At 61.3% G+C, this 18,434-nt stretch carries 17 protein-coding genes and 1 riboswitch; of the genes, 11 read left to right on the top strand and 6 right to left on the bottom strand.

The window, feature by feature from the left end; all coding sequences use genetic code 11:
• Complete coding sequence (locus tag ACN0SY_RS06260; protein ID WP_417685444.1) at positions 1–771, top strand: SURF1 family protein; 771 nt, start codon at positions 1–3, stop codon at positions 769–771.
• A gap of 122 nt (positions 772–893) precedes the next feature.
• Here the strand turns inward: ACN0SY_RS06260 and ACN0SY_RS06255 are convergent, their stop codons facing one another.
• Together ACN0SY_RS06255 and ACN0SY_RS06250 are read right to left on the bottom strand one after the other, a co-directional pair.
• Positions 894–1,379 carry a peroxiredoxin gene (locus ACN0SY_RS06255; protein ID WP_417685442.1) on the bottom strand — a complete coding sequence of 162 codons (486 nt, stop codon included), beginning with the start codon at positions 1,377–1,379 and terminating at the stop codon, positions 894–896.
• Between the two features lie 118 nt (positions 1,380–1,497).
• Positions 1,498–2,346, bottom strand: a complete 849-nt coding sequence (locus ACN0SY_RS06250) for a protein-disulfide reductase DsbD domain-containing protein (protein WP_417685440.1) — start codon at positions 2,344–2,346, stop codon at positions 1,498–1,500.
• Between the two features lie 214 nt (positions 2,347–2,560).
• Here ACN0SY_RS06250 and ACN0SY_RS06245 point away from each other — a divergent pair, with 214 nt between their 5' ends.
• The 6 genes from ACN0SY_RS06245 (at position 2,561) to ACN0SY_RS06220 (ending at position 11,765) form a co-directional block, all read left to right on the top strand.
• A complete protein-coding gene (locus tag ACN0SY_RS06245) occupies positions 2,561–3,142 on the top strand; it encodes a YqgE/AlgH family protein (protein WP_417685438.1) in 582 nt (193 codons plus the stop codon).
• Between the two features lie 157 nt (positions 3,143–3,299).
• On the top strand, positions 3,300–4,706 hold the full coding sequence (gene thrC / locus ACN0SY_RS06240) for a threonine synthase (protein WP_417685436.1): 1,407 nt from the start codon (positions 3,300–3,302) through the stop codon (positions 4,704–4,706).
• A gap of 2 nt (positions 4,707–4,708) precedes the next feature.
• A complete protein-coding gene (locus ACN0SY_RS06235; RefSeq protein ID WP_417685434.1) occupies positions 4,709–5,995 on the top strand; it encodes a M16 family metallopeptidase in 1,287 nt (428 codons plus the stop codon).
• Positions 5,996–6,016: 21 nt separating this feature from the next.
• Positions 6,017–6,655 (top strand): GNAT family N-acetyltransferase, encoded by a 639-nt coding sequence (locus ACN0SY_RS06230; protein ID WP_417685432.1) that lies wholly within the window; start codon positions 6,017–6,019, stop codon positions 6,653–6,655.
• Positions 6,656–6,686: 31 nt separating this feature from the next.
• On the top strand, positions 6,687–9,596 hold the full coding sequence (locus ACN0SY_RS06225; RefSeq protein ID WP_417685897.1) for an EAL domain-containing protein: 2,910 nt from the start codon (positions 6,687–6,689) through the stop codon (positions 9,594–9,596).
• A 240-nt stretch (positions 9,597–9,836) separates the two neighbouring features.
• Positions 9,837–11,765 (top strand): C1 family peptidase, encoded by a 1,929-nt coding sequence (locus ACN0SY_RS06220; RefSeq protein WP_417685430.1) that lies wholly within the window; start codon positions 9,837–9,839, stop codon positions 11,763–11,765.
• A gap of 24 nt (positions 11,766–11,789) precedes the next feature.
• Here ACN0SY_RS06220 and ACN0SY_RS06215 read toward each other — a convergent pair whose 3' ends face one another.
• The 4 genes from ACN0SY_RS06215 to ispH are packed head-to-tail and all read right to left on the bottom strand — an operon-like array spanning position 11,790 to position 15,153.
• On the bottom strand, positions 11,790–12,716 hold the full coding sequence (locus ACN0SY_RS06215) for a diacylglycerol/lipid kinase family protein (RefSeq protein WP_417685428.1): 927 nt from the start codon (positions 12,714–12,716) through the stop codon (positions 11,790–11,792).
• On the bottom strand, positions 12,713–13,189 hold the full coding sequence (gene rnhA, locus ACN0SY_RS06210) for a ribonuclease HI (protein ID WP_417685426.1): 477 nt from the start codon (positions 13,187–13,189) through the stop codon (positions 12,713–12,715). The genes ACN0SY_RS06215 and rnhA overlap by 4 nt, the downstream gene beginning before the upstream one ends.
• Positions 13,186–14,151, bottom strand: coding sequence for a homoserine kinase (locus tag ACN0SY_RS06205; protein WP_417685424.1), 966 nt, complete (start codon positions 14,149–14,151; stop codon positions 13,186–13,188). The genes rnhA and ACN0SY_RS06205 overlap by 4 nt, the downstream gene beginning before the upstream one ends.
• Positions 14,152–14,154: 3 nt before the next feature.
• Positions 14,155–15,153, bottom strand: coding sequence for a 4-hydroxy-3-methylbut-2-enyl diphosphate reductase (gene ispH, locus ACN0SY_RS06200; RefSeq protein ID WP_417685422.1), 999 nt, complete (start codon positions 15,151–15,153; stop codon positions 14,155–14,157).
• 166 nt (positions 15,154–15,319) lie between these two features.
• On the opposite strand from ispH, the gene ACN0SY_RS06195 reads away from it, so the two are divergent.
• From ACN0SY_RS06195 to ACN0SY_RS06180, 4 genes are all read left to right on the top strand, one after another.
• Positions 15,320–15,952 carry a hypothetical protein gene (locus ACN0SY_RS06195; protein ID WP_417685420.1) on the top strand — a complete coding sequence of 211 codons (633 nt, stop codon included), beginning with the start codon at positions 15,320–15,322 and terminating at the stop codon, positions 15,950–15,952.
• 116 nt (positions 15,953–16,068) lie between these two features.
• A riboswitch (glycine riboswitch) is annotated at positions 16,069–16,160 on the top strand.
• Positions 16,161–16,349: 189 nt separating this feature from the next.
• Entirely contained in the window at positions 16,350–17,501 is a 1,152-nt protein-coding gene (gcvT, locus tag ACN0SY_RS06190; protein WP_417685418.1) for a glycine cleavage system aminomethyltransferase GcvT, read from the top strand.
• A 32-nt stretch (positions 17,502–17,533) separates the two neighbouring features.
• The gene (gene gcvH, locus ACN0SY_RS06185; RefSeq protein WP_417685416.1) at positions 17,534–17,905 is read left to right on the top strand and encodes a glycine cleavage system protein GcvH; all 372 of its coding nucleotides are present in this window, start codon (positions 17,534–17,536) and stop codon (positions 17,903–17,905) included.
• A gap of 2 nt (positions 17,906–17,907) precedes the next feature.
• Positions 17,908–18,393 (top strand): OsmC family protein, encoded by a 486-nt coding sequence (locus ACN0SY_RS06180; RefSeq protein ID WP_417685414.1) that lies wholly within the window; start codon positions 17,908–17,910, stop codon positions 18,391–18,393.
• Positions 18,394–18,434: the final 41 nt, after the last annotated feature.

The following is an 18,434-nucleotide window of genomic DNA, read 5'->3' as shown; positions in this document are numbered from 1 at the left end:
ATGACAGATCGCTACCTCACACCTTACCGACGCCTCTTGCTCCCGACGATTGCCGGCGCAATCTCGCTGGCCATCCTTCTCAGCCTCGGCTTCTGGCAACTTGACCGGCTTTCGTGGAAGGAGGCCCTGATCGCCAAGGTCGAGCGGGACGTTTCGGCAGATCCGGTTCCCGCACCAGGGCCCGGCGAATGGGCGGACCTGCCGCCGTTTGAAGCCGATTACCGGCACGTGTCCGTCACCGGGCGTTTCGTTGAGGGCGATGTCTTTTACTACACCTCGCTCGGCTATGACAGGAAGGGAACCTACTCAGGGCCCGGCTACATGGTCTACAGCCCCTTTGAGGCAGACGAGGGCTGGACGGTCATGGTCAATCGGGGCTTCGTTCCCCAGGAACTTTGGGGCTACGGCGCGGAGGTTTACGCAGGACCGGCGAAATGGCCCGGTGAGAAGACATTGACGGGTCTTCTTCGTCGCTCGGAAACACCGAACTGGACGACACCCGCAGCTCAGGAAGACAAACGCATATGGTTTGCACGGGACACCGGTCACATGGCGCAGGTCCTTGGTGCCCAGTCGGAGAAGCTTGCGCCCTACAGCATCGACCTGGATGCTGAATTCTCAGGACCCGACGGCTTGCCGCAGGCGGGAGAAACCGTTGTCCGGTTCAAGAACGACCATCTGGGCTATGCACTGACATGGTTCGGTCTGGCGGCGACGCTGATCGGGGTTTATCTCACCTACGCCGTGGCGACGCTGAGAAAGACCTATTGATCCGCGCCCCCTTCACTGAAGCAAAATCCCGGCACTTGATATGCTGTTCGGGAAATGAAAAAGGGGCGCGGCCAGGCCACGCCCCTTCCTGAATTTGCTTGCCTGCTGGCGGAAACCTGCAATCAAAGATTTTCGAGGATCGCAGCAGCGCCGGTCGCGGTCGCCGTGCCCGGGGTTTCCTCAACGCTCAGGAAGCTCACTTCACCGTCCTTGGCAATCAGCGCGAAACGCTGCGAGCGCAGGTGCCCGAAGATCGGTGCCGGGCCGAGACCGAGCCCGATCGCTTCAACGAATTCAGCGCCGCTGTCTGCGAGGAAGGTGATCTTGTCGCCGGCGTTGGTCGCCTTCTTCCACGCGTCCATGACGAACACGTCGTTGACCGAGACGACTGCAATCGTGTCGACGCCGTTGCCGAGGATGGTGTCGGCATGCTCGATGAAGCCCGGCAGATGGTTCATGTGGCAGGTCGGGGTGAAAGCGCCCGGTACTCCGAAGAGAACGACAGTCTTTCCTGCAAACAGGTCCTGCGTGCTGACTTCGCCCGGACCGTCCGCGGTCATGATCTTGAATGCTGCGTCCGGCAGCTTGTCTCCAACCTTGATCGTCACTCTGCTCACTCCATCTTGCCCCTCATCCCAGCGTGAGGGGCTCTCGCTATTCAAATAAGCTTTCTTGCAGGCTTGGTCGAGAGCGGGGTAACGATCTTTGCAGCTAAAAATCGGCAAATCACTTTGCAGCAGGTGGCAACAACGCAGGGCCCAGTTCGAAAGTCTCTTCGACGGCGGTGTCATTGTCCTTGAGAACGAGGGTCAAGCGGCTACCCTCGCCGGATCTTGCCAATCCTCTGGTCGACAGTGTCCAAACCGCGCGGCTGCCGGACGACTCTGCAAGGACAGGCAGGGCGATGTAAGAACCTTCTGGGCCTTCGGCGAACAGGTCATGCGCTCCGCCCTCGGAAACTTCCGCGGTGATGACCAGCTTGTGCGACTGTCCGGCCTGCTCTGACCGAATGTCTTTGACGCGCGGGCCGCCCTCGACAGGAGCTCCAGGCACCAGCGCACGATCACGGTCGATCAGGAAAGCAGCGGTCTTGTCCACCTCAGCGGACGGGGCGAGCGTCAGGGTAAGCTCCGCCTCGCCGGGAACGCAGATATCCTTGCAGATCCCGAAGAACAGAGAGAGGGATATCTCGATGGGCCGAGATGGGTCGGCAGCTGCGGCGTCGACGGGAAGAACCACCGCATCCTTGTAGACGATCGATTGCGAGAAACCGTCGTCGTAGCGCTCTGGAACCGGAAACAGGATTGCGGTGGATTTGAGGTTCTGAGAACCCGAGAAATCAAATGTGGGTGGGATGCCCGCTTCTCCGGGAAAGCGCCAGTAGGTGTGCCAGCCCGGGTCCATCGAGAATTCGACACCGATCCTGTAGAGCCCGTTCTCGCCCGGACCGGAGCTGATAAGGCGGACGGCGCCGCCATGCACGTTGGACCAGGGGGATACGGCCGCAGACGCATTGTAGGTCGTCTGCAAACTGGCAAAGGCCGACAGCAAGAGAAATGCGAACAGTCTTATCATGTCTATTCCCTAGCCGATCAACGTTGGCCGGTCATCTTATTGCTGCCATCAAGAGGGTCATTTGTGTGTGAGCGGTCTGTGAAGCGGACCGTATGTCGCGGCCGGGGAATCCACCGCGTTAACAAAATGGTAAAGTGAGGGTACTCTCTTGGACTTCGGGACCGGAAGTGCGGAGATTGATGCCTTTGCCCGAAGTGTCACCAGGGAGCCGGAAATGACGGATTCGCTCGAAGGGCAGTTCCTGATTGCCATGCCAAACATGGAAGACAACCGTTTCGACCATTCGGTGATCTATGTCTGTTCCCATACCGAGCAAGGCGCCATGGGGCTGGTGCTGAACCAGGTTGCCCGGCACCTCAGTCTCGAGGATCTGCTTTACCAGCTCAACATTCTCACCGATGACAATGCCATCCTCTTGCCGCCTCGCCTGCGCGAGATGAACGTGCACAAGGGTGGGCCTGTCGAAGTCGAGCGCGGCTTCGTGTTGCACACGAATGACTATGTCCTCGACCGTTCGACCCTCGAAATCGACAACGGCATTTGCCTGACCGCAACCCTCGAGATCCTGAAGGCCATGGCCGAGGGCAGGGGCCCCGAGCATGCGATGCTGGCGCTCGGATACTCCGGTTGGGCCCCAGGGCAGCTCGAGAGCGAGATCCTGGCGAATGGTTGGCTGACCGGCCCTGCCAGCAGGGAGCTGGTGTTCGATCCCGCGTGCGAGAGCAAGTGGCACCGGGCACTTCAGTCCATCGGGATCGACCCGGCAATGTTGTTCGGTGAAGCCGGGCACGCCTGAACGGGCCTGCAGCGAAAAACCGCATCAAAAGCCTGTTGCAGCGCAGGGTTTTGTTTTAATTCCGGCAAAGTTTGCTCTAGGGTGCGCCCAGAGATGATCGGTCGTCGTCGCGATGCGCGGGCCGGCAAGAAGAATACTGTTTGGAGGCATTGGGGCGGTGAAATACTTCAGTACGCGCGGCGAGGCACCTGTTCTCGGGTTTTCCGAGGTTCTTCTGCAGGGGTTGGCGCGCGATGGTGGCCTCTATCTTCCTGAAACGTGGCCGACATTCGACGCTCAGAAGATCGCGTCCTTTGCCGGAAAGCCCTATTCGGACGTCGCCTTCGAAGTCATTCAGCCCTTCGTTGACGGAGAGATCTCGGACGATGAACTGAGGGCCATGATTCGCGAGGCCTATGCCGGCTTCCGTCACGACGCCGTCACACCGCTCGTTCAGATCGCGCCGAACCAGTTCGTGCTGGAGCTGTTCCACGGGCCGACCCTTGCGTTCAAGGACGTCGCCATGCAGCTGCTCGGCCGCTTGATGGATCACGTCCTGACCAAGCGTGGCCTGCGCGCCACCATCGTGGGGGCGACTTCCGGTGATACGGGCGGGGCGGCAATCGAGGCGTTCCGCGGCCGCGAGCGCACCGACGTCTTCATCCTGTTTCCGGAGGGCCGCGTGTCTCCGGTTCAACGCCGCCAGATGACGACCCCGAGCGAAGCCAATGTTCATGCGCTCGCACTGAAGGGCAACTTCGACGATTGCCAGGCCATCGTGAAGGGCATGTTCAACAACTTCCCGTTCCGCGACCGGGTCGGCCTTTCAGGCGTCAATTCGATCAACTGGGCGCGAATTCTGGCCCAGATCGTCTACTACTTCGTCTCGGGCGTTGCAGTCGGTGCGCCTCATCGCAAGGTGTCCTTCACCGTTCCGACGGGCAATTTCGGCGATATCTTCGCCGGCTATGCGGCCATGAAGATGGGCTTGCCGGTCGAGAAGCTGGTGGTTGCAACCAACGTCAACGACATCCTCGCTCGCACGCTGGAGACCGGCCGCTACGAGATGCGCGGTGTCACGGCGACGACTGCACCGTCGATGGACATCCAGATCTCGTCCAACTTCGAGCGTCTTCTCTCCGAGGTCAGCAAGCGCGACGGTGCAGCCGTCCGCCGCATGATGGACCAGCTCAAGCAGTCCGGCAGCTTCACAATCGAAGCCGATGCTCTTGCCGAGATCCGCGAGAACTTCGCCGCCGGGCGCTGTGACCAGGACGAAACGGCTCAGACCGTCGACGAGGTTCTGAAGTCGAGCGGCTACCTGCTCGACCCGCATACCGCCATTGGCGTGCACGTTGCCAAGGCGCACGATGACGGCGCCGCTCCCATGATCATTCTCGGAACGGCCCACCCGGCGAAGTTCCCGGATGCTGTCGAGGCGGCGTGTGGTGTTCGGCCGGAGTTGCCGCCCGAGCTGCAGCCGATGATGAGCGCCGAGGAACGACAGACGGTCCTTGCGGCCGAACAGGGGGCGGTCGAGGTTCATATCGAGGACCATGCCCGCGCCGTGAAGAGCGAGGTCTGATCATGCAGGTACGGACCACCACCCTCGCCAACGGCATGACGGTCGTCACCGATCAGATGCCTCACCTGAAAACAGTGGCGCTTGGGGTGTGGGTTCGCACCGGCTCGCGTGCCGAAAAGAGCGACCAGAACGGCATTACGCACCTGCTGGAGCACATGGCGTTCAAGGGCACACTGACCCGCAACGCCCGGGAGATTGCCGAGCAGATCGAAGCCGTCGGGGGCGAGCTGAACGCCTCGACCAGCATCGAGCATACCAACTACTACGCCCGTATTCTCGCCGAGGACCTGCCGCTCGCGGTCGATCTGCTCGCGGATATTCTGCAGAATTCGACCTTCGACAGTGAAGAGCTGGTGCGCGAGCAACACGTGATCCTGCAGGAGATCGGTGCCGCCCACGATTCTCCGGAGGACCAGGCCTTCGACCTGTTCCAGTCGGCAGCCTGGCCCGACCAGCCGCTAGGGCGGCCCATCCTCGGAACGCCCGAGACCGTGCAGGGCTTTTCCCGCGATGCACTGAACAGCTATTTGCAGGAGCGCTACCGCGGTCCGGACATGGTGCTTGCCGCCGCCGGTGCGGTTGACCACGACGAACTCGTGAAGCTGGCGGAGGAAAAGTTCACCAAGGTGAACGGGCAGGCGGCCATGAAGGAAGCGCCTGGAACCTACCGCGGAGGCGAAGCCCGGCTTTCAAAGCAGCTCATGGAAGCGCAGATCCTGATCGGGTTCGAAGGCAGGCCCTACAAGTCCAAGGATTATTACGCGATCCAGATCCTTGCCTCGGTGCTCGGCGGGGGCATGTCGTCGCGCCTGTTTCAGGAAATCCGTGAAAAACGTGGCCTGTGCTATGCCATCTACTCGTTCCACTGGGCCTTCTCCGACACCGGTCTTTTCGGACTGCATGCGGCCACCAGCGAGGAAGATATCGCCGCGCTGATGCCGGTCATCGTTGATGAGCTGAACGCAGCCGGGAACACCATTACCGACGAGGAAGTGGCACGCTCACGCGCGCAGATCCGTGCGGGCCTGATGATGGCCATGGAAAGCCCGGCCGCACGGGCGGGGCAGATTGCACGGCAAATCCTTATCCACGGCCGCGTCCTGAGCATGGAAGAGGTCTCGCAGAAGGTCGAGGCCGTGACGACGGAAGACATTCGCCGGGTTGCCCGGGAAACCTTCATCGGGTCAAAGCCGACGCTGACGGCCGTCGGGCCGGTTGACGGCATCATGAGCGTTCAGGACCTGACCGATCGCCTGTCGGAACCGGCTCTCCAGGCCGCTGGCATGTAGGACGGGAGGCGAGGCAGAGCCATGTCCCTTTTGCGCCCGGCTCTGTCCTCCGATCCAGATCCGCGTATCGAAACGGATCGCCACATCCTGCGTCCCCCGGTCATGGCCGATTTTCGCGAATGGGCTGCGCTTCGGGCGGCGAGCCACGAGTTCCTGCGCCCTTGGGAGCCGATCTGGCCGGCAGACGACCTGACCAAGGCGGGTTTTCGCCGTCGTCTTCGCCGATATGCCCAGGAAAAAAAGGATGGCCGGAGCATTCCCTTCCTCCTTTTTGACGCGAAAAGCAGCAAGATACTGGGTGGACTGACGCTGTCGAATATTCGACGTGGTGTCAGTCAATGCGTGACGCTCGGCTACTGGATGGGGACTGCGCATGCAGGAAAAGGGCACATGTCGGCCGCCGTTCACGCGATCTTGCCGTTCTGCTTTAACACGCTCGGACTGCATCGGGTTGAAGCTGCTTGCCTGCCGACCAACGAGCCTTCGATCCGCCTCCTTGAAAAAGCCGGGTTTCGGCGAGAGGGCTATGCCAGAAATTATCTATTGATCAACGGCATGTGGCAGGATCACATATTGTTTGCCTGTTTGGCAGAAGATCACGCCATGGCCCGGTCCGGACTCCCGCTTTCATACGGGGGCAAGTTGAAAGAAATCTTGTGACATGCAACGCAACCCGGTACTTCTTCGCCCCATGTCGAAAGTGATACCGGAACAGCTCGGAAGCGCCCTGAAAAGCCTCGCTGTCGTCCTGGCTGCAGTCATCTGCCTGGCGCTCGGCGGACGGGCCTACGCCATAGAACCGATCCAGGTTCCGCTGGATGTCGATGCGCTCGACCTGACGCAGGCCATCGAGATCCATGCCGGAACCGGGCCGCGGATCCAGGTATCGACCGCCCCCGGCGCAGACGGCATCGTCCGGCGCATCGAGGTGGGCTCCCGCAGCGGTGAAAATTCCGACTGGGCGGTCTTCGCGCTTGCAAATACCAGCGACGAGCAGATCGACCGTCTTCTCGTAGCGCCCTTCTTCCAGCTGGTGGGCTCGCGCATGTTCTGGCCGGATCTCGGCTCCTCGCGCATCACATCGATCACTCCGAGCCAGGGCTTTGCGCCGGAAAGGGTCAAAAGCCTGGAAGCCGACGTGTTCCTGATTACGTTGGATCCCGGCGCGATCGTGACCTTCGTCGCGGAACTGACAACCCCAGAGCTGCCCCAATTCCGCCTGTGGGAACCTGACGTCTACAAGGAGACGATCAACGCCTACACGCTCTACCGTGGCATCATCCTGGGCATTTCCGGCCTGCTGGCGCTGTTCCTGACAATTCTCTTCGTGGTCAAGGGAACGGTCATGTTTCCGGCGACCGCATCGCTTGCCTGGGCCGTGCTCGCCTACCTGTGCATCGACTTTGGCTTCTTCAGCAGGGTCTTCAACCTGACCCAGGGCGACGACCAGCTCTATCGTGCCTGCGCGGAAGTGATGCTGGCGGCCAGCCTGATCATCTTCCTCTACGCCTATCTGAACCTCAATCGCTGGAACATCCACTACAGCCATCTGGCTCTGACAACCCTTGTCCTGTTGCTTGGTCTGCTTGGCGTCGCGGTCTGGGATCCGTCCGTTGCCGCCGGTATCGCGCGTCTGTCCCTCGGCATTATCGGCGTCTTCGGCTTCGCCACCATCATCGTCCTCGCCGTTCAGGGCTATGACAGGGCGATCATGCTGATCCCGACATGGTTCCTGCTGATCGTCTGGCTCACGGGCGCTGCGCTGACCGTGACCGGCTCCATCGCCAACGACATCGTGCAACCGGCGCTCGGCGGCGGCCTGGTGCTGATCGTTCTCCTGATCGGTTTCACCGTCATGCAACACGCCTTTGCCGGCGGTGCGATCGCCCAGGGCCTGATCTCCGACGTGGAACGCCGCGCTCTGGCTCTCACAGGCTCCGGCGACATCATCTGGGACTGGGATGTCGACCGCGACCGGATCTTCACTGGCAACGAGGTCGAGGACCTTCTCGGCTTGAGGCATGGCACGCTCGACGGAGCTGCCCGTGATTGGCTGGAAGTTCTTCACCCCCAGGACCGCGACCGGTTCCGCGCGACCCTCGACGCCGTGATCGATCAGCGCCGGGGCCGCATCCAGCAGAATTTCCGTCTGCGGTCCGAAGATGGCCACTTCCGCTGGTTCCGCCTGCGCGCACGTCCGATTGTTGGCTCGGACGGCGAGGTCATTCGCTGCGTTGGAACATTGCTGGACATCACGGAGGAACGGACAGCCGAAGAGCGCCTGCTTCATGATGCGGTCCACGACAATCTGACAGGCCTTCCGAACCGCGAACTCTTTATGGACCGGCTGCGCTCGGCTCTCGCGCATACCCGTGCTGACGGAAAGCTGAAGCCGACCGTCCTGGTGATCAATCTCGATCGCTTCAAGCAGGTCAACGATAGTATCGGCCTGTCCGCCGGCGACAGTATTCTGCTGACCGTTGCGCGGCGTCTCAGCCGCCTGGTCGGACAGCAGGACGCGCTGTCACGCGTCAATGGCGACCAATACGGGCTGGTACTTCTGTCCGAGCAGGAGCCGGACAAGATCGTCACGCTGGCCGACAGCCTGCGAAAGGCGGTTCGCGCTCCGATCACCTTCGGCGACCGCGAAATCTTCCTCACCTGTTCGGTCGGTATCGCGCTCTATGAGGGCGATAAGCAGGAACTTCAGGATCTTATGACCAATGCCGAGATCGCGCTGAACCATGCCAAGCGGCTGGGTGGTGACCGGCAGGAAGTCTATCGTCCGATCCTCAGGCCGCTCGGCAAGAATATCGTCGATATGGAAACGGACCTGCGGGAAGCGATCAAGAAGGAGACCCTGGGGGTTTTCTTCCAGCCGATCGTTCGTCTCGAAGACCAGTCGGTGGCCGGATTTGAAGTGCTGGCGCGCTGGACGCATCCCAAGCGTGGCAAGATTTCGCCGTCAGAATTCATCCCGATCGCGGAACAGTCTGGCCTGATCAATGACCTGGGAACCTACATGCTGGAAAAAGGCGCGCAGCAGCTCGCTTTCTGGCAGCGCGAATTCCAGACCCGGGTACCGCTGTTTGCCAGCATCAACATGTCGTCGCGCCAGCTCCTCAAGCATGACCTTATCAACGAGGTGAAGGCGATCCTGTCCCGCTCCTCGCTGGCGCCGGGGACCCTGAAGCTGGAGCTGACGGAATCCCTCGTCATGTCCAATCCGGAGTTCTCGGCAAAGGTCCTGGAACGGCTGAAGGCGATGGGTGCGGGCCTGTCGCTGGACGATTTCGGCACGGGCCATTCGTCCCTGTCCTATCTGCAGCGTTTCCCATTCGATACGATCAAGATCGATCAGTCTTTCGTCAAGGCGAACGGCCAGGCAGCGCGCCCTGTGCTGCTGCGGTCCATCGTTGCCATGGGGCATGACCTGGGCATGTCCGTGGTAGCTGAGGGAGCCGAGAACGAGGCGGATGCGATGGAACTGCATCAGCTCGGCTGCGAGTATGCGCAAGGCTTCTACTTCGGCCAGGCAGTTACCGCCGACGATGCCACCAAGATCCTGCGTACGTCACTCGCCGAAAACGAACCGGCCTGACGTAAATCCAGTCACAACCCTGAACTGTTGACTTCAATCGGTGGCGGTCCGGAAGGGCTGCCGCCATTTGTGTCGTGCCGGCACGTGCAGGGTGCAGGGATACTCTCGTTTTCCAGGAAGACGCGACGTCCGATCGGTGCGCTTGTCCTCTCCGGTATCGTGACCTCTTTGACGGGAGTTGCCGGATTTTATACAACTAAAGGAAGCATTCATCTGGTTGCGGGACGGGAGGACGAGCTCATGGCCAAGACGAAGAACGGGAAGTCCGTTGCGAGCGATCCGCGCCCGAGCATGAGCGGCGGCGACAGCGAACGAATTCTCAACGTCCATCCGGACCTGCCCGACATCCGCGACCGCATGTATGAACCTGCCTTGCTCGACCTTGATGTGTCGCGCAAGCCGCCGGACCCCGCGATCAACATCGTCCTCGACCAGGGCCAGGAGGGCGCCTGTACCGGCTTCGCCCTAGCTGGCGCCATCAACAATCTCAGACACATCCGCTGCCGCCGGCAAGGGCTTCCACCCGATGCTGCCGCGGTCAGTCCGCGCATGCTCTACGAGATGGCCAAGCTGCACGACGAATGGCCGGGCGAGGCCTATGACGGCTCCAGCATTCGCGGCTCGCTGAAGGGCTTCTTCCATAACGGTGCCTGCAGCGACGCCCTCGCGCCCTATGACGCCCGTGAACGCGGATGGCACCTGACCGTCGAGCAGGCGAAAGACGCGCGGAATGTTGCGCTTGGCGCCTACTACCGTCTGCGGCCTGAGATCATCGACTACCATTCCGCCTTGAACGAGGTTGGTGTTGTCATTGTCTCGGCCCATGTGCACCGGGGCTGGCAGAACCCCAAGGATGGCATCATCAGGAAGTCCCAGCTGCACACCGGCGGCCATGCCTTCATGATTGTCGGCTACGATGAAACGGGCTTTCTCATTCAGAACTCCTGGGGTCCTGCCTGGGGCGGGTTCCAGGGCAACCCGGGTATTGCGCACTGGTCTTACAGGGACTGGGCGGAAAACATCATCGACGCCTGGGTTCTGCGTCTTGCGGTGCCGACCCCTGAGGCCTTCGACCTGACCCATATTCCGGTGCGCAAGGACACTGCGGCCGGAGCCGGGATCGCGGCGAAGCCGGTGCCGCGGCGCCATGATATCCTGGGCCACTTCATCCATATCGACGACGGTGACCTGGTAACGACCGGGCGCTATGCAACGGATCTCGACAGCATTGCGGAAACGGGCAGGTTCCTGGTCGCCGATGGGAACAAGCCGGCGCCAAGTTATGACCATCTGCTTCTCTATGCGCATGGTGGCCTGAACAGCGCGAAGGCGTCCGCGCGCCGGGTGCTGGCGATGAAGGACGTGTTCAAGCGCAACAGGATTTACCCGGTTCACTTCATGTGGGAAACGGGATTTACCGAGGAGCTGGGCGACATCTTCGCCGACATCTTCAAAAAGAGCGAGGAACGTGTCGGCTTCGCACGCGATGCTCTGGACTGGACGATCGAGAAGGCGGCCAGCGGCGTCGGGCGACGGCTGTGGCGTCAGATGAAGGTCGACGCCGAGCGGGCATTCGCGAAGAAGGCCGGTGGCACCGCTGCGGTTGCAGCGCTTCTGGACGCCAATGCGCAGCGTGGCAAGCCCATGAAGGTACATCTCGTTGGGCACAGTGCAGGTTCCATTCTGCTTGGCGAGTGCCTGAAGACCTGGAGCAGCATGAGCAAGTCCGGGACAGGGGTCTCCAGCCTCAGTCTCATGGCTCCGGCCTGTACCCTGTCGTTCTACGATAAGGCCTATGGTCCGGCTCTGGGGAAGGGTGCGCAGAAAGGCATTGTCGACAAGCTCTACCAGTACAATCTGATCGACACCCGCGAACTGGACGATACGGTCGGGCCCTATGGCAAGTCGCTGCTTTATTTCGTTTCAAATGCCTTTGAGGAAAGCCGGGGAGAGCCCCTGCTCGGCATGGAGATCTTCGCCAATACCCTCAAGCTGCCGAAGAACCACAAACTCTGGTACGCCGGGCGGGACACGGGAAAGACGGACAGCAAGGTCCATGGCGGCTTTGACAATGACCGGCTGACAATGAACGACGTGCTGGCAAATGTCCTGGGCAAGAAACCCAAACCCACCGACGCGTTTCAAGAACACGAGATGATCGGCTACTAGGGCCCTTCAACCGGCGCGGATCGATCAGGGAACCACGATGGCGACGGTTTCGCGTGCTGCTGATACTTCCAGCGGCGCTGTCCCGAACGGATCGCCGTCGATCTGTGCTGCAACCGGCCGGCCGGACGTAATGCTCAGGGATGTTGCCGGGAGCACCTTCACGCCGCCCGACCTGTGAACCCGTCCCAGGACCAGTGCCAGCCCGAAGCGGAGCGTCGACAGCGGATCGTCCTTTTCCAGGATCAGGACATGCAGACCGGGAGCGATGACCGATGCGTCGGGGCTGACAACGAACGGCCCGCCGTAAAACCGGCCGTTGGTCGCAACGGCCAGTTTGCCGTGATAGGTCACGTCGTCGATTTCGACCGCAAGGTCCGAACTCTTGCGGGTCAGGCCGATCTTGAGAGCGGTCAGTACGTAGGCGAGCTTGCCAAGCTTGCGTTTCAAGGCCAGCGATATGCCGTGGACGACTTCCGCATCGAATCCTGCCGACGCCATGAGGACGAACGGATGACCGTTGGCCAGTCCGAAGGAGAGAGGGCTGGTGCGCTGGCCCAGGATCATGCGTGCAGTTTCGGCCGGACGCCTGGGAAGACCCAGTTCGTGCGCAAGAACATTCGCCGTTCCGCAGGGAATGATCGCCAGGGCCGGGGGCGCCGGGTTGTTCTGAAAGCCGGTCAGGGCTTCGTTGACCGATCCATCCCCTCCTGCGATGGCGAGAACATCAATTGCGAGGTTCCGGTCGCCGGCGATCTCCTCGATTTCGCCGGCATGCGTCGTCAGATGCAAGCGAGTGTCATATCCGCTTGCCGACAAGATCTTCACGAGTTCCGCGAGGTCGGCTGGCCGATAGCCGCCACTGGTCGGGTTCGCGACGATAAGAACCGACTTCGTCCTTGCTTCGGCAGCAAGGCCCGGTGAGAGCATTTCGTCCGGTCGGGCGGACGTCACAACGATTCCCCGACGTCGGCGGAATAGCCCGGCTTGAACGGCGCCATGCCCTTGCGGGCCAGCTCATCCGCCCGCTCGTTGTCCGGATGGCCGGCGTGGCCCTTGACCCAATGCCACGTTACATCGTGGCGCTTGCGGGCCTCGTCCAGGGCCTGCCAGAGTTCGGCGTTCTTCACCGGCTTGTTGGCCGCTGTCTTCCAGTTCTTCTTCTTCCAGGCGAACATCCATTCCTTGATGCCGCTGCGAACGTAGGTGCTGTCGGTATAGAGGTCGACGGAGCAGGGACGCTTGAGCGCATTCAAGGCCTCGATGGCAGCCGTTAGCTCCATCCTGTTATTGGTCGTCGCCGCTTCGCCGCCGCACAATTCCTTCTCGTGTTCTCCGAAGCGCAGGATCACTCCCCAGCCGCCCGGCCCGGGATTTCCCGAGCAGGCTCCGTCCGTAAAGATCGTGACCCGGTTTTCTTCGCTCATCGATCGAGCCCGTACGCCTGGACTGTGTGAACACCCTGATGGAAACGCAGTTTCTTGAGATACTCGACCGGATCTTTTGGCGTTACGAGGGCACCTTCCGGAACGCTCAGCCAATCGTAGAGGCGTGTCAGCAGGAAGCGCAGAGCCGAACCACGCGCCAGGATCGGCAGGGCATCATATTCGGCGTCGCTGAGCGGGCGAACCCTCGTGTAGCCGTTCAGCAAAGCCCGTGCCTTGGTGACGTTGAACGATCCGTCCGGTTCGAAACACCACGCATTCAGGCAGATTGCGACGTCATAGACGAAGGCATCCGTACAGGCGAAGTAGAAGTCGATCAGGCCGGAGAGCTTGTCTGCAAGAAAGAAGACGTTGTCCGGAAAAAGATCGGCATGGATGACGCCGGTCGGAAGGTCTGACGGCCAGGCGCCTTCCAGGAACGCAAGTTCCTTCTCGATCTCGGCAGACAGGCCCGCAACCACGGTGTCGGACCGTTCGCCGCATTGTTCGAACAGCGGTCGCCAACCGGGAACGGACAGGGCATTGGGGCGTACCATGTCGAAATCGCTGCCGGCCAGGTGCAGTGCTGCCATACCTGCGCCCAGGCCCTCGCAGTGCTCGGGCCGCGGACGTTTGACCCACATGCCATCGAGGAACGTGACGATCGCCGCAGGGCGACCGGCCAGGGTGCCGAGCAGTTTCCCGTCCCTTGCCGCAACCGGTGTCGGGCAGGAGATTTCCTTGGCGGCCAGATGTTGCATAAGGTTGAGGAAGAACGGCAGATCGTTCGGATCGACGCGTTTTTCATAGAGGGTCAGGATGAAATATCCGCCCTCGGTATGAAGCAGGAAATTGCTGTTCTCGACACCTTCCGCGATGCCCTTGAACGAGAGGAGCTGGCCGATGTCGTAGCCTGCGATGAAGGCTGCGAGCTCGTCGTCGGCGACGTCCGTGTAAACTGCCATGAATTACTCTGCCGCCGTCTCGGAGGGCATCGCCATGTCGCGCAGCTCGCGCGGCAGGTTGAAGGCGATGGTTTCTTCTGCGGTGCGTACCGTTTCGACCGTCACTTCGTAGCGTTCGGAAAAGGCGCTGATGATTTCCTCGACAAGCGTTTCAGGCGCCGAGGCACCTGCCGTCAGCCCGAGGGAGGAAATGCCCTCGAAGGCGCTCCAGTCGATATCGGAGGCGCGCTGGATCAGTTGCGAGGTCTTGCAGCCCGCCCGTTCGGCGACTTCCCGAAGCCGCTGAGAATTGGATGAATTGGGGGCCCCGACCACGATCATCGCGTCGACCAGCGGCGCGACTGCCTTGACCGCTTCCTGACGGTTTGTCGTTGCGTAGCAGATGTCTTCCTTGTGCGGGGCAACGATGTCCGGGAAGCGCTGACGCAGGATTTCCACGATCCCGGCCGTGTCATCGACGGAAAGTGTTGTCTGCGTGATGAAGGCCAGCTGACGGTCGCTCTTCGGTTCGAAAGTGCGCGCGTCGTCCTCGGTTTCGATCAGGGAAACGGTACCGGCCGGAAGCTGTCCCATTGTGCCGATGACTTCAGGATGACCCTCATGACCGATGAGCAGGATCTCGCGGTCGCGCCTGTCGTGGATCTCTGCTTCCTTGTGCACCTTCGAAACAAGCGGGCAGGTGGCGTCCAGGTAGAACATGTTGCGCGTGCGCGCATCCTCCGGCACCGACTTCGGCACGCCATGGGCGGAAAAGATCACCGGTCTTTCATGGTCGTCTGCCGGGATTTCGTCGAGCTCCTCGACGAAGATCGCACCCTTCGCCTTCAGCCCGTCGACAACGAACTTGTTGTGGACGATCTCGTGGCGGACATAGACCGGCTTGCCGTATTTCTCCAGCGCGAGTTCCACGATCTGGATCGCTCGATCCACGCCGGCACAAAAACCGCGCGGCGCGCAAAGCTGCACCGTCAGGGAAGGCTTGGTCTGGGTCGGAGCTGTCATCGTGGTCCTTCGGACTGTCGTTTGCCCGCAATAAGGGGTTCGAGGGCTGTGCTGTCAAGGTCCAAGCCGGTCATGATCCGGATACGGGCAGCCGCAGTCTCGCCAATGAGGATCGGACCTGCTATGAACCTCGGCCGAAGCTTACAGGTAAAGATGCGAGTGGAACATGCGTAAGGGCGTTGAGACTGTTGCCAATCGTGGTGCGGGACTGGCTGCTGCCGGTCTTCTATGTCTCGGTCTTCTGACCGGCTGCATGAGCAGCTCCGACGAACTGTCGTCGGGCGGATCTGCCGGGATCGGCGAGACGACGAAGAACTGGTTTGCCAACGTCAACACCGGTGGCAAGGGCCCGATCCAGGTTTCGCCCGACACCTTTGCCGCCGACGTCTACTGCCCGCCGATCCAGCTGATGACAGGCACGCATCTGATCTCGAAATACGCCAGCCGCAAGGAACAGGCGCCTGAAAATCTGATGTATCAGGCGACGATCGACGAATGGGCGCGCGAGTGTTCCCGCGAGGGAACCGACCAGACCCGCATCAAGATCGGTCTTGCCGGCGACGTGACGCCCGGTCCGGCCTGGACCGGGGGCGAAGTTGCCCTGCCGGTACGCGTGGCCATCATTCCGACCGATGTCGAAGACGCCAAGCCGGTCTACTCGGAGATCATCGCCGTTCCGGTGACCCTTGGACAGGATCAGCCTTCGGAGGCCTGGACGGTTATCGAGAACAAGTTTCTCGTGGCGCAGAACCAGCCGATGAAGATCGTCTTCGGCTACGATGAAGGCAAAAGACGCTGATAACCATGGATGATCGACTAGTTGCCGGGGCTTATTGACAAGGTCGCACGCCGAGTCGATTATCCCGCCGTCGTCTCGGGTCGTTTTCGAGTCGACGGGAAGACCATGGTCTTCCGAAAGCCCAAGCGGGAGAGGCCGGGTGGAACAGACCGGCGCCGAAGGAGCAACCGCCCCGGAAACTCTCAGGCAAAAGGACCGCTTGGTACCAACGCTCTGGAAAGCAGTTCGGCAATCCGCATGATGTGGATCGACGGCTCACCGAAGGAGTAACCGGCCGGAAGGTCATGGTGGCAGCCATGAACTTCACCGGGAAATCTCTCAGGTACTCGGACAGAGGGGGTACGGACGCGCCACTCGTGGTGCGTTCCCGTGCAACTTCGTGACCCGAGGACCATTCATGGCCGGACCGGACGCCGCAGGCGACCTTCAAAAGACACCCCTTTTCGATCTCCACGTCGAGCTTGGCGCGCGTATGGTGCCCTTTGCCGGCTACGAGATGCCGGTGCAATATCCGACCGGCATCATGACAGAGCACCAGTTCACCCGCGACAGCGCCGGTCTTTTTGATGTCTCCCACATGGGGCAGGCCAGGCTGGTCGGCCCGGACCACGGGACCACCGCACGGGCTCTGGAAGCCCTTTGTCCGTCCAACATGGTCGAGCTCAAGCCCGGCAAGCAGCGCTACACGGTGCTTCTGAACTCGGAAGGCGGTATCGTCGATGACCTGATGGTGACCCGCCCGGCGGATCCGTCAATGGAGGGCGTTCTGCTGCTGGTGGTCAACGCCTCGCGCAAGCATGTCGACTATCCTCTGCTCGAAGCCGGTCTGCCGGATAACGTTCGCCTCGAAATCATCGACGATCGTGCCTTGATCGCCGTACAGGGGCCGAAGGCTGTCGAAGCGGTTGCTGCCCATGCGCCGGCCGCTGCAGAGCTCGAATTCATGTCCGGCGATTTTATGGAATTCGACGGCATTGCCTGCCACATCTCCCGCGCCGGCTATACGGGTGAGGATGGAGTGGAGATGTCCGTTCCTGCAGGGGCCGCGGAGGCAATTGCCCGTGCCCTGCTCGCCGACGAGCGTGTGAAGCCGATCGGCCTTGGCGCTCGCGACAGCCTGCGCCTTGAAGCCGGCCTCTGCCTTTATGGTCATGACCTTGACGAGACCACGTCGCCGGTCGAGGGCGCGATCACCTTCTGCATGCAGAAGCGCCGCCGCGAGGAAGGTGGCTTCCCGGGCGCGGAACGAATTCAGTCCGAACTCAGCGACGGCCCTGGCCGTGTGCGTGTCGGCTTCAAGCTGGACGGCCGTGCACCTGCCCGCGAGGGCGCCGAGATCCGCTCAGCAGACGGCAATCCGATCGGCACCGTCACCTCCGGCGGCTTTGCTCCGACAGTCGGTGCACCGATCGCCATGGGCTATGTCGCAGCCAGCTACGGTGCACCGGGCACAAAGGTGAACCTCATCGTGCGCGGCAAGGAACTGCCGGCCGAGGTCGTTGACATGCCTTTCGTGCCGAACCGCTATTATCGCAAACCGAAATCCTGAACCTTTCAGCCGAACAACACCCGGGACGCATCATGACCACTTATTTCTCCAAGGATCACGAATGGATTGCCGTTGAAGGCGGCACTGCCACCGTCGGCATCACCCAGTACGCCCAGGAACAGCTTGGCGACGTCGTTTATGTCGAGCTTCCCGAAGGCGGCAAGGCGCTGTCGCAGGGCGATGAGGCCGCTGTCGTTGAATCGGTGAAAGCCGCTTCCGAAGTCTACGCCCCGATCGACGGCGAAGTCGTTGAAGCCAACGACGCCCTTGCCGACGAGCCGGCGAAGGTGAACGAGGATCCGGAAGGGGCCGCCTGGTTCTGGAAGATGACCGTAGGCAATGCCGACCAGCTGTCCGAGCTGATGGACGCAGCAGCCTACAAGTCCTACGTGGACGGGCTCTGATCATGGCCGGGCACCTCTACACGGCCGAAGTCGTCTGGACACTGGACGGCACGCTCGACAAGGGCCGCTATTCTCGCGGGCATGTCTGGCGTTTCGACGGCGGTGTGGAAGTGCCCGCCTCAGCCTCACCTTCTGTCGTGCCGCTCCCCTATTCGAAGGAGAATGCGGTCGATCCGGAAGAGGCCTTTGTCGCTGCCCTGTCGTCCTGCCACATGCTGACCTTCATCGACCTGGCGCGGCACGCCAAGCTTCAGGTCGTTGCTTACTCAGATGTTGCTGAAGGCGAGATGACGCGCTTCGACCGTGGACGGATGGCTGTGACCAAGGTCACCCTTCGTCCGGAGATTGCCGTTGTCGCCGACAACGACCCGGACCCGACCCTGCTGGAAGATCTGCACGAGAAGGCGCATGCTCTCTGCTTCATCGCCAATTCCGTGAAGACCGAAATCGTGATCGAGCCCAAGCCTGTAAAGCTGGTTGCCGGGTAAGGCGGGTCGCTCGAGGCGCTGTCTCCCCGGCGTGGCGCTGG

It is taken from the genome of Roseibium sp., assembly GCF_048261595.1.
Classification (GTDB): Bacteria; Pseudomonadota; Alphaproteobacteria; order Rhizobiales; family Stappiaceae; genus Roseibium.
This window is presented reverse-complemented; position numbering and strand designations above follow the sequence as displayed.